The following is a 9,884-nucleotide window of genomic DNA, read 5'->3' on the forward strand; positions in this document are numbered from 1 at the left end:
GAATCGCCATCGCGCTTCAGGTTGCCGTTCAAGCATGATCTTTTGGGAAAACCGCCCGCGCACTTTTCCGGATCATGCTTCAGCGCTTTGCTTCCTCCTTGCGCAACCGGGCCTCCGCGGCCTCGTCCACGAGGTTCAAGGCGAGGCCGTCATAGCTCAGCTTGAGCCCGCGGCCGACGATCCAGGTCCATCCCTGCCGGTCCTTGATGGCCTGCGCGTTGAACTGGTCGGAGATCGATTTGACAGCAGCATCCTGAGGCCCCGGATTGTTCAATGTCGCATTGACGCGCCAGATCGGATGCCTGGCGTCGGTCGCGTCGCCGTCAACCGTGACCTTGGCGCCGTTGATATCGCATTCGAGGGTGTACGAGTTGCGGCCCTGACGGCAGAGATAATGGCGTTGACTGACGAGCTTGCTGGTCTCCTCGAATGTCATCCCGGGCGAGAAGCCGAAGATGTCGGACTTCTTCACGACGGCGAGGGATGCAGGCTTCAGGAAGCTCGGCTGGATCGCGACGAGGGCTGCGACGGCAACGACGATCAAACCTGCGATGACGATAGCGATCTTCATGAGCACCCCGCGAGAAACTCTCAGGCCATTATAGCAGCCGGGGACGTTCTGCCAGGCAGGCAAAGCGAAAACCCCGCCTGGGGAAAGCGGGGCTCTCTGGTGGGGTGAAGCTTAGGGACTTCAATGATAAGACGCGCCAGGGGCAAAATGGTTCAAATGGAAAGTGGCAGGTTCTGCGGCAGCTTGCACAGGAAGTCGGGAACCCCGCAGAAGCCCTGCTTGCGTTTTCAGCCTCGATGGGGTCTAAGCCCCGTCACTTCATGACCTCAGGCATGAAATCAGCTAGCGCGCCCCCCGCGCTTCAGGCCGCGTCCACAGCAAAAGCTGCTCGCGCGCACAAGAGGAATTCAGACATGGCGAAGATGACGAAGACCCAATTGATTGATGCAATTGCCGAGGGCACGCAGCTCTCGAAGAACGACGTGAAGTCTGTGATCGAATACATGGCCACCGTCGGCTACAAGGAGCTCAACGAGTCCGGCGAGTTCGTCATTCCCGGCTTCGTGAAGATGTCGGTCGTCAACAAGCCGGCGACCGAAGCCCGCATGGGCGTCAATCCCTTCACCAAGGAGCCGATGCAGTTTGCGGCCAAGCCCGCGAGCAAGTCGGTCAAGGCCTCGCCGCTGAAGGTGGCCAAGGACGCCGTCTAAGGCGCAGGCGACATCGTTGCGGCGCGCTCTTTCCGAACACGACGCAGAGATCAAGGGCTGACGAAAAGGTGGTGCTCGGCGACCGCAATGCCGAACATCACACGACGATCAGGACAAGCCAGAGAGCGCAGGTCGGCCCGTCCGGGCGCGACGACAAAAGAAAAACCCCGCGCTTTCGCACGGGGCTCTTCCGGCTGACGACGTTGGGATTTCAGCGCCTGGCCGTCAGCCGTAGCTCAAACTTAAAGTTGAAAATCCAAAAAGCAACAGCGCCGCGGTGACGGAATATGTTCGTTCACCGCGGCGCTGCCATATGACTGGGCGCTGAAATCCCCAGCTCCCATGGGTCCGCGCTGCGCCAAAAAGGTTCAAAGCCACATGGCAGGGGAAATCGCGCTGGACTTTCTGTTCCCTCTTTGTTCTAATGGCCTCCCTTAGATCGAGCGCAAGGAGGTGACCCATGACCGTCGAAAAGCAGCGCGAAGTGATCAGGCTCTGGAACGAGCTCAGGAGGCTCGAGGGGCCGGCCGCAGAAGAGCTCCGCATTCAGATCCTGGAAAGCTTCTCGGAGAAGAGCAAAGCGAAGCGAGCGGCCTGATCCGCGCCAGCGGGCAGAACGAGCAGGGAGCACGAAGGCGCAGGAACGAACCTGTGCCGTCAGCGTTCGGCCTGCATGACATGCCCGCGATGCGCCCAGCCGATGACGGCGATTTCCGCCAACAGCTTTCGATGTGAGCCATGCCGCGAGATTGTCATCGTGTTTGCGGTCGTCTCGAAATTCTTGCCGCCGGAGATCGTGCCGACGAGTCTCGCGGCGGAAGACGTTGCGTCGCGCGCTTTCATCGATCGTTAGGAAACGCTTCGCACTGATTTTTCCGACTCCGATTCGTTCCTTGAGAACGAAAAGGAGTCGAAGCTGGAACAAAGCCGGCCGGAACGCAGCGCTGTCGTAACTCCGCTTCGCATTCTGGAAAGCAACTCGTGATCGCGAAATTCCTAACGATCGATTGCGCGAAAGCCGATAACCCTATTCGGTTAGGTTAAAAGCCCAATCGCGTTGCGCTTGTCGCCGCTTGGGGTAGGTGTCTGGCAAGGACAAGCAAGAAACGACTTTGCCAAGAAGCAATTTTGTCATGACACCTTTTTCACAGCCTTCCTTTTACCAGGGCGACCGCCACACCTACCGGCGCGTCGCCATCGTCGGCATGCTGTTCTGTCTCGCATTCGTGGTCGTTAGCTTTTCGCTGCGGCCGCAGGTCGAGGACACGCGCGTTGCGGTCAAGGCCGACCGGCTGGTGCGCACGGCGGGCCAGCCGGCGCATGCCAATTGAAGCGGCGCACGTCAATGAGAGTGGCGCACGAGATCAAGGGTGGCGTACCCAATTAGCGCTCGTCGCTGCGATTGTCGGCCGGCGCTTGCGGACATCCGGTGCCGCGCGAGGCGAGCGCCAGGAAGCCGGCATAGCCGGACAGATTGAGCAAGATTTCGAGCGAGGCGGGCATGTCGGCCTCTTCCGCTCTGCGTGAAGAAGGATACAACGTCCGCGCGTAATCCTGGTTCCTTGCTCCCGCCGAAAAAGCAGCTCAGACCGGAGAGGAAGGATCGAGGCGACGGCCGAGGGTCGCAACGGTTTCGCTCGACGGCTGCTCTTTCAGGAACTCGGCGATGGCCCGCGCCAGCTCGCGGTCGCTCATCGGCGTCGGCGGCGGGTGCAGCGCGCCGACACCGAAGCTGCGCACGATCTCGTCGTAATGCCGATCGTCGGATCTGGGAACCAATTTACGGATACGGGCCAGCAAAGCGGATAGTGGCAAATCTTCCTCCTCGATCGTCCGCCCCGCTGGCAGCCATTGGCGTGTGCTGCCATCTGTTCCCGTGAAACTGAAAAACCCCGCCGGCATCGCGGAGACGCCGACGGGGTCTTCGTGCTGTTGCCTCAACCCGGATGGCGGAGGCTCCCGCACTTGAGGAGGTAATGCGCGCCAGGCGATTTCGTTCCAGCGCCATCGGCATTTTTGCAGTCTCGGTTCCGCACCTGCGCGCAACCATGGCAGGCGCCCGTCGTTGTCCCGGCAAGCCGCGAAGGAGGAGAGCATGAAGAAGACATTGGCAGTTCTGGCCACCGTCGCAGCCGTCGGCGTGACCGCGGTTGCAGCCCCTGCGCCTGCCGAGGCACGCGGGCGCGGCATCGGCCCGGGCCTCGCATTCGGCCTCGCCGCCGGCGCGATCACCGCGGGCGCAGTCGCAGCATCCCACCCGTACGGCTATTACGGCCCCCGCTACGGCTATTATGACGGTCCCGCCTATTATTACGGGCCTGGCCCCTACGCCTATTATGGCGGTGGACCGTACTACCGGCACCATCACCACTGGCGCCATTGGTAACAGCTGACAAGGGTAACCCCTGACAAGCGAAAAGCCCGGAGCGATGCTCCGGGCTTTTTTCATGCGCATCGATTAGAGCCGTGTTACGGCCAAAGCGAGGGCCGTTCGACCTTGCGGGCATTCTCCAGCGTCGACACGAAATATTCCTCACGCTCGCGCTTGAATTTTTCCTGCGTGGCACGGAAGGCGGCGACACGGGCGGCGATCTCGTCGCGCTCACGGGCTTTGCGTTCTTCGTCTTCGGTCATGGCCATCCCCTCGGGTTTACTGAACTCAAGCACTGCCGCCGCATCATCTTGAGTCGCATTCACACATCCATTGATGCTCCCGAATGGGGCGTCAATGGGGAAGAGGCATTGCAGGATTGTGATATGCGAAGGTCGGAAGAAATTGCCGAGCGCATCGCGTTGGCGCTTGATAAGAGCGTCAACAATCTTGCCGCTTACGCATGTAGCTGACAGGGCAAAGCGAATCGGGAGGCCGCGAATGATTGCATCGGATCTTCGGAGCGGCGTTGAACGGCTTGGCGACATGATCGCCGAGGCAAAGGTGATCGTGCCGTTCACCGGCGCCGGCATCTCGACCGAATGCGGCATTCCCGACTTCCGCTCGCCGGGCGGAATTTGGACGCGCTATCGTCCGATCGACTTCGGCGAGTTCGTCGCAAGCCAGTCTGCTCGGGACGAATCCTGGCGTCGCCGTTTCGCGATGGAAGAGGTGTTTGCGGCGGCCAAGCCCGGCCGTGGCCATCGCGCGCTGGCCTCGCTCTATCGTGCCGGCAAGGTTCCCGCCGTCATCACCCAGAACATCGACAATTTGCACCAGGCCTCCGGCTTCGCCGGCGAGCACGTAATTGAACTTCACGGCAATACAACTTATGCGCGATGCATCGGATGCGGACAGGCCTATCCGCTCGACTGGGTGAAGCGTCGCTTCGACGCGGCGGGCGCCGCACCCAACTGCACCGGCTGCGATGAGCCGGTGAAGACCGCCACAATCTCCTTTGGCCAGATGATGCCCGACGACGAAATGCAGCGCGCGACCGCGCTGTCGCAAGCCTGCGACCTCTTCATCGCGATCGGTTCCTCGCTCGTGGTCTGGCCGGCGGCGGGCTTTCCGATGATGGCGAAGAACGCCGGTGCTCGTCTGGTGATCATCAATCGCGAGCCGACCGAGCAGGACGACATCGCCGACCTCGTCATCCGTCACGACATCGGCGAAACGCTCGGGCCCTTTGTCGGTAATTGAGGCATCAATTTGATTCGCGGCCGTGCAAGCTGTTCATAGGTTCCGGCGAATCTCTTTTTTGTCTATGCCTCGCAACCGGGAGTGTTATCTTTTGAGTCGAAAGATTCGCGTCGCGTCGAATTGAGAACATTCTCTTAAGACGCGTGATTCGAGCGCCGCCAATGTGGCGGGTTGCAATGGCAGTGTGGGGTCCGGGGTTATGGGGTCGTCGGACGGATTTGAGTCCAAGAAGCTCGGGGTTCCCGGGCAGGGAGTATCGTCCGCGAGGATCACGCCGGGCGAACACGGCGGTGCCGGCCGCGACAGCGGGCTCAATCCCTTCAGCGGGTTGGGTGAGGCCAGCGCCAACCTCGTCGAAGTCCACGGCGTCATCAAATGGTTCGACGCCTCCAAAGGCTACGGCTTCATCGTTCCCGACAATGGCTGGCCTGACGTGCTCCTGCACGTCACCGTGCTGAGGCGCGACGGCTTCCAGACCGCCTATGAGGGCGCCCGCATCGTCGTCGAGTGCATCCAGCGCGCCAAGGGTTACCAGGCGTTCCGCGTGGTCTCGATGGACGAGTCGACCGCGATCCATCCGGCGCAGATGCTGCCGCCGCGCACGCATGTCACGGTCACCCCGACCAGCGGGCTGGAACGGGCACAGGTCAAATGGTTCAACCGGCTGCGCGGCTTCGGCTTCCTGACCTGCGGCGAGGGCACGCCCGACATCTTCGTCCACATGGAGACACTGCGCCGCTTCGGCATGACCGAGCTCAGGCCCGGCCAGTATGTCCTGGTCCGCTTCGGGCCCGGCTCCAAGGGCATGATGGCGGCCGAGATCCATCCCGAGACCGGATCGCCGGGATTGCAGTCGCACTAGAGCGATCAGGCTCGCACTCGAGCTTCCAAGTCCCGCAATCGTGAGCAGCGGTGCGATGGCAGGCCATCGCGCCTCTGGCTTTTCCGGCGACCGCCGCTTAAGGACTGGCTCTAGTCCCACGCCTTGAGTGTCTCCCATGAATTTTGATCGAAAGGCTGTCTGGTCCGCTCTGAAGGGCTGGCTTGCCGCCATCCTCGTCGCCGCCGGCTGCGCTGTCACCAGCGCGCCCGTCGGCGCCGCCAGCTTCCAGCCGCTCGAGATCGTCACCAGGAACGGCGTGCAGGTGTTCTCCGTCGAAATGGCAACGACCGCGGAAGAGAAGGAGACCGGCCTGATGTACCGCAAGGAGCTGGCAGACGGCAAAGGCATGCTGTTCGACTTCAATCCCGAGCAGGAAATCTCGATGTGGATGAAGAACACCTATGTCTCGCTCGACATGATCTTCATCCGCGCCGACGGCCGCATCCTGCGCATCGCCGAGAATACCGAGCCGCTGTCGACCAAGATCATTTCCTCGAAGGGGCCCGCCCGGGCCGTGCTGGAGGTGGTGGCGGGAACGGTGCAGAAATACGGCATCCGGGTCGGCGACCGCGTCGGTCACCCGCTGTTCGGCAGCAAATAGGGCAGGCAGGCGAGGGGCATTGGCAGCCTTGCTGGCACCAGTTTGTGAGCTTGCTGGCGCCTTTGGAAGCGTGTATCGACGGGCTCGCCGGACATTCGGGGTATAGCGCAGCCTGGTAGCGCGGCAGTTTTGGGTACTGCAGGTCGTTGGTTCGAATCCAGCTGCCCCGACCAGTCCCGGGATTGAATCCCTTTCATTTTACTCGCGATTTTGACCCCGCCTGCGTCCCGCTGCGACCAAGCATGCTCCAGGCGCCGGATCCGTCCGCGCAACATGTGCCGGCCGTGCGGCTCTTTCTGTCGGCTCGGGCGATCCTGCCCTGGGGGCGCAGATTCAGAGCCTGCTTTGCCCGCCCGCCGCGTTGCAGGAGAGGGCGCGCAATCGGCGGCGCCCAATATTCCGTTCAGGCGAGGTCTTCATGTCGATCAGTGCGATTGCATCGGCCAGTGCGGCGGTGATGGCGTCCCCATCGACCGCCACAACGCAGGCTGCCACGACATCCCCGACGTCGGCGGCATCCTCGACGTCAGCGACGTCGGAATCGTCGTCCTCGCAATCAGCGGGCGGCAGCGCGGGATCGGGCGGCGGCGGCTCGGCCAAGACCATCGTCAGCGAGGTCTCGATCACCGTCAACGGCCTCACGACCACGACGATCACCTATTCCGACGGCACCACCGAGGTGCAGACCTCGGCGAGCGCACAAGGCAGCCAGGGCGGTCAAGCAGGACAGACCTACACCGCGCAAGGCGGGCTTCAAGCCAATGGCCAGGCGGCATCAGGCGCCGGCGGCTGAGTGAAGGCCGGTCGGAATGACCAAAGCGGCATCGAACCTTCCCGGCGTCGCCATAGACATATCCGTGTTGGGGATTTCAGCGCCCAACGTCTAAACGGACGCCGCCAAGCGATGATATTCCGCTTGCGCGGCGTTGCGCTTTTCAGACCGAATTCTTGTCGGATCCGGCCGGTCAGCCCGAGGCGTACCAGCCGGCGGGAAACGGCACGAACGGCCAGATGATCTGGTTGTCGTTGGCGGCTTTCGGCGGCTCCGGGGCAGGCATCTCCGCGGCCTGCGCCGAGCGCAGCACGACGCGCAAGCATGCATATTGCAAATTCATCGTGGTCGCCCCCGCCCGTCAATGATCTTCAAACGTCCAACCTGTTTCAAAGTTCGACGTCAGCTCAAAAATTCACCTGCGCGTAAGCCCCGCGCTCGCTCTCAAATCACGTGCATTCTAGAAGAGCCGGCTGCGGCATTCAACCGATCGCGCAGCTTCATCCCAAGAAGTAAGGTTGATTGGTGAGGTTAAAGGCGAGCGGTTGTTGCGCCCGTTCGTCTGGCTGATATCAGATCGATCCCGGCTCGCGATGAGCGCCTTCCATCCGTGCGACGCAGATCACGGCCCGTCGCAGCGCGCGCATCAGGTGAGTTCTGCGCCAACGAGTTCTGCCCCAATGAGTTCTGCCCTATGTCCTTCGATCGCAACCTCAAGACCGCCGGTCCGCAGTCGAGCTGGAGCGAGATCTGGCACCTCTGGACCGTGATCGTGCCTCGCCGCTCGATCAATGGGCAGCTCGTGTACGGCAAGGTCTGGCGCCGCCATGACGGCCGCGATTGGATCTACAAGAAATTCACCGAGTTCGACGGCGAGGAAGCGGCCTGAAGCGCGGTGAGCCTGGAATGATCGGTCATCCCGCCCAAGGTTCGTGCTGAGGCCGTTCGGCCCGATTGCCGCTCGCCTCTCAGCCTATCCCCGTGCCTGCACGCGCGGCAGCGGCAGTTTGAAGTGACGTTTCGCATAGGCGATGATTTCGGCGTCCGAGGGATGATCGGCCGCTTCCACCGCGGCAATCCGCTTGGCGATATCGGGAGCGTTGGTGCGAATGTAGCTTGCAAGCTCCGTCTTCGCGCTGGCCGGACCGATGATGAGGATCTCACCGGCATCGGCGAGGGCTTTGCTCACGTCAGTGTAGAACGCCTTGTCAGGGGCGGCATGGCCGCTGCCGACGGCGTTGGCCTTGTGATGAAGCTGACGCGTCGCCAGGTGCGGATGCAGCGTGATCTCGTCGGAGCCGCTCAGGCCGAGGTGGAAGATCCTGGCCTGCGAATGGTCGATCCATACCACGGCGTGAAAATGAGAGGGCATGTGCTTTTGGCCTTGTCCGAGGGGAGGCCGCCGACATCGGAGCGGCGGCGCGTGTCGTGACGACATTATGCCGGCCGGCGCAGCCCCCCGTTGACCCAGGTCAATCGATCGGCCCAAGCCGCCAGGGCGACCGCGCGCTCCGCAAACGGCGCGCCCCGAACGGCAAGGCGTTCCTGGCTCAGGCCGCCTACGCCGCGCTGGCCGCAGGCTTGGGCGGCGGCGGCTTCAGCGGCTTGTCCTGTTTCTTCGACCACGAGATGTAATAGGCCACCGTCGTCATGATCGCGATGCCGGCGACGCTGACGAAGATCTGCGCCAGCAGCGAGCCCGAGCTCATCGACAGCTCGAAATGGCCGACGAAGGACAGGAACACGCCGACGCAGAACACGGCCAGCGATTGCTGGCCGCAGACGATCAGGGGATCGAACACCTTCCATTCGAGCCCCGGCCATTCCTTCGGCACGAAGCGGATCACCAGGATCACGATCACGACGAAGTGGATGAAGCGGTAGGGCGCGAGGTTGGTCTTGTCGTTCGGGTTGAAGGCCGAGAACAGCCATTCCGGGAACATGCCGCCGAATGCGGGGAAGCGGCCCGCCATGGTCATGATCAGGGCGAACAGGAGATAGCCGAGACAGAGATACAGCGTGATCGGCGCGTTGATCAGCGTCATCGAGCGCCGCGCGCCGCCCATCGCACACCAGGCGCCGAACACGAACAGCACCTGCCAGCAATACGGGTTGAAGTACCACTGGCCGGCCGGATAGGCGTTCAGATTCCAGCCGAAGTGGCGCGCCGTCAGCCACAGCACGATCGACAGCACCATCGTCACATCGGGCTTGCGCAGCATGAACCACAGCACCGGCGGAAACAGGCCCATCAGCACGATGTAGAGCGGCAGCACGTCGAGATTGAGCGGCTTGAAGCGGAGGAACAGGCCCTGGCGCAGGGTCTCGGTGGCGTTGTCGACGAGACCGGCGACGTTGAACTCGTTGATCATCTCGGAATCGCCAAAGCGCAGCGCCAGATAGCTGATCGAGGCGATATAGATCACGAACAGGATGATGTGGGCGACGTAGAGTTGCCAGACCCGCTTGGTCAGCCGCGTGGCGCCGACGATGAAGCCGCGGTCCAGCATCATCCGCGCGTAGACGAAGGAGGCGGTGTAGCCGGAGATGAAGACGAACAAATCGGCGGCGTCGGAAAAGCCGTAATTACGCGTCGTGATCCAGTTCACGACGTTGTCGGGAATGTGGTCGAGGAAGATCGCCCAGTTCGCGACGCCGCGAAACAGGTCGAGCCGGAGGTCACGGCCCTTGTCGGGGAGCGTGGCGTTGATGTTCAGGAAGGCCATGCGAGGGGAGCTCTCGAAGGGGGCGGACAGGCTGAGGGCGGGGAGAT

Annotated in this window: 17 protein-coding genes and 1 tRNA gene; 11 read left to right on the forward strand and 7 right to left on the reverse strand. The window is 62.3% G+C overall.

Features of this window, described 5'->3' with window-relative positions; translation table 11 throughout:
- Positions 1 to 79: 79 nt before the first annotated feature.
- Entirely contained in the window at positions 80 to 571 is a 492-nt protein-coding gene (locus tag AC066S_RS19355) for a hypothetical protein (RefSeq protein WP_478270361.1), read from the reverse strand.
- 353 nt (positions 572 to 924) lie between these two features.
- Between AC066S_RS19355 and AC066S_RS19360 the strand changes: the two genes are divergently transcribed.
- The 3 genes from AC066S_RS19360 (at position 925) to AC066S_RS19370 (ending at position 1,819) form a co-directional block, all read left to right on the forward strand.
- Positions 925 to 1,221, forward strand: a complete 297-nt coding sequence (locus AC066S_RS19360) for an HU family DNA-binding protein (RefSeq protein ID WP_018323108.1) — start codon at positions 925 to 927, stop codon at positions 1,219 to 1,221.
- Between the two features lie 71 nt (positions 1,222 to 1,292).
- Positions 1,293 to 1,502, forward strand: coding sequence for a hypothetical protein (locus AC066S_RS19365; RefSeq protein ID WP_478270362.1), 210 nt, complete (start codon positions 1,293 to 1,295; stop codon positions 1,500 to 1,502).
- Positions 1,503 to 1,681: 179 nt separating this feature from the next.
- Positions 1,682 to 1,819, forward strand: a complete 138-nt coding sequence (locus AC066S_RS19370) for a hypothetical protein (RefSeq protein WP_167767672.1) — start codon at positions 1,682 to 1,684, stop codon at positions 1,817 to 1,819.
- Positions 1,820 to 1,878: 59 nt separating this feature from the next.
- On the opposite strand, the gene AC066S_RS19375 is transcribed toward AC066S_RS19370, so the two are convergent.
- Positions 1,879 to 2,064 (reverse strand): hypothetical protein, encoded by a 186-nt coding sequence (locus AC066S_RS19375; protein WP_126261451.1) that lies wholly within the window; start codon positions 2,062 to 2,064, stop codon positions 1,879 to 1,881.
- A 290-nt stretch (positions 2,065 to 2,354) separates the two neighbouring features.
- On the opposite strand from AC066S_RS19375, the gene AC066S_RS19380 reads away from it, so the two are divergent.
- Positions 2,355 to 2,552: a hypothetical protein gene (locus AC066S_RS19380; protein ID WP_135170704.1), complete on the forward strand. Its 198-nt coding sequence runs from the start codon at positions 2,355 to 2,357 to the stop codon at positions 2,550 to 2,552.
- A gap of 253 nt (positions 2,553 to 2,805) precedes the next feature.
- On the opposite strand, the gene AC066S_RS19385 is transcribed toward AC066S_RS19380, so the two are convergent.
- Entirely contained in the window at positions 2,806 to 3,318 is a 513-nt protein-coding gene (locus tag AC066S_RS19385; RefSeq protein WP_478270363.1) for a hypothetical protein, read from the reverse strand.
- Here AC066S_RS19385 and AC066S_RS19390 point away from each other — a divergent pair.
- A complete protein-coding gene (locus AC066S_RS19390; RefSeq protein ID WP_126261449.1) occupies positions 3,317 to 3,607 on the forward strand; it encodes a hypothetical protein in 291 nt (96 codons plus the stop codon). The genes AC066S_RS19385 and AC066S_RS19390 overlap by 2 nt on opposite strands.
- 83 nt (positions 3,608 to 3,690) lie before the next feature.
- On the opposite strand, the gene AC066S_RS19395 is transcribed toward AC066S_RS19390, so the two are convergent.
- On the reverse strand, positions 3,691 to 4,173 hold the full coding sequence (locus AC066S_RS19395; protein ID WP_478270441.1) for a hypothetical protein: 483 nt from the start codon (positions 4,171 to 4,173) through the stop codon (positions 3,691 to 3,693).
- Here AC066S_RS19395 and AC066S_RS19400 point away from each other — a divergent pair.
- The 5 genes from AC066S_RS19400 to AC066S_RS19420 all read left to right on the forward strand — a co-directional run bounded on the left by AC066S_RS19400 (position 4,094) and on the right by AC066S_RS19420 (position 7,132).
- On the forward strand, positions 4,094 to 4,855 hold the full coding sequence (locus AC066S_RS19400) for an SIR2 family NAD-dependent protein deacylase (protein WP_126261448.1): 762 nt from the start codon (positions 4,094 to 4,096) through the stop codon (positions 4,853 to 4,855). The genes AC066S_RS19395 and AC066S_RS19400 overlap by 80 nt on opposite strands.
- A 199-nt stretch (positions 4,856 to 5,054) precedes the next feature.
- Positions 5,055 to 5,717, forward strand: a complete 663-nt coding sequence (locus AC066S_RS19405; RefSeq protein WP_164719057.1) for a cold-shock protein — start codon at positions 5,055 to 5,057, stop codon at positions 5,715 to 5,717.
- Between the two features lie 136 nt (positions 5,718 to 5,853).
- Complete coding sequence (locus tag AC066S_RS19410) at positions 5,854 to 6,339, forward strand: DUF192 domain-containing protein (RefSeq protein WP_478270364.1); 486 nt, start codon at positions 5,854 to 5,856, stop codon at positions 6,337 to 6,339.
- A 96-nt stretch (positions 6,340 to 6,435) separates the two neighbouring features.
- A tRNA-Pro gene (locus AC066S_RS19415) sits at positions 6,436 to 6,512 on the forward strand.
- A 245-nt stretch (positions 6,513 to 6,757) separates the two neighbouring features.
- Positions 6,758 to 7,132 (forward strand): hypothetical protein, encoded by a 375-nt coding sequence (locus AC066S_RS19420; protein ID WP_478270365.1) that lies wholly within the window; start codon positions 6,758 to 6,760, stop codon positions 7,130 to 7,132.
- Positions 7,133 to 7,304: 172 nt separating this feature from the next.
- Here the strand turns inward: AC066S_RS19420 and AC066S_RS19425 are convergent, their stop codons facing one another.
- Positions 7,305 to 7,454 (reverse strand): hypothetical protein, encoded by a 150-nt coding sequence (locus tag AC066S_RS19425; protein ID WP_164718616.1) that lies wholly within the window; start codon positions 7,452 to 7,454, stop codon positions 7,305 to 7,307.
- Positions 7,455 to 7,805: 351 nt separating this feature from the next.
- On the opposite strand from AC066S_RS19425, the gene AC066S_RS19430 reads away from it, so the two are divergent.
- Positions 7,806 to 8,000: a hypothetical protein gene (locus AC066S_RS19430; protein ID WP_126257763.1), complete on the forward strand. Its 195-nt coding sequence runs from the start codon at positions 7,806 to 7,808 to the stop codon at positions 7,998 to 8,000.
- A gap of 84 nt (positions 8,001 to 8,084) precedes the next feature.
- Here AC066S_RS19430 and AC066S_RS19435 read toward each other — a convergent pair whose 3' ends face one another.
- Positions 8,085 to 8,483 (reverse strand): translational machinery protein, encoded by a 399-nt coding sequence (locus AC066S_RS19435; protein WP_126257825.1) that lies wholly within the window; start codon positions 8,481 to 8,483, stop codon positions 8,085 to 8,087.
- Between the two features lie 187 nt (positions 8,484 to 8,670).
- Positions 8,671 to 9,837, reverse strand: coding sequence for an OpgC domain-containing protein (locus AC066S_RS19440; RefSeq protein WP_126257762.1), 1,167 nt, complete (start codon positions 9,835 to 9,837; stop codon positions 8,671 to 8,673).
- Positions 9,838 to 9,884: the final 47 nt, after the last annotated feature.

The sequence above is a fragment of the Bradyrhizobium sp. CFUWI genome (assembly GCF_056429085.1).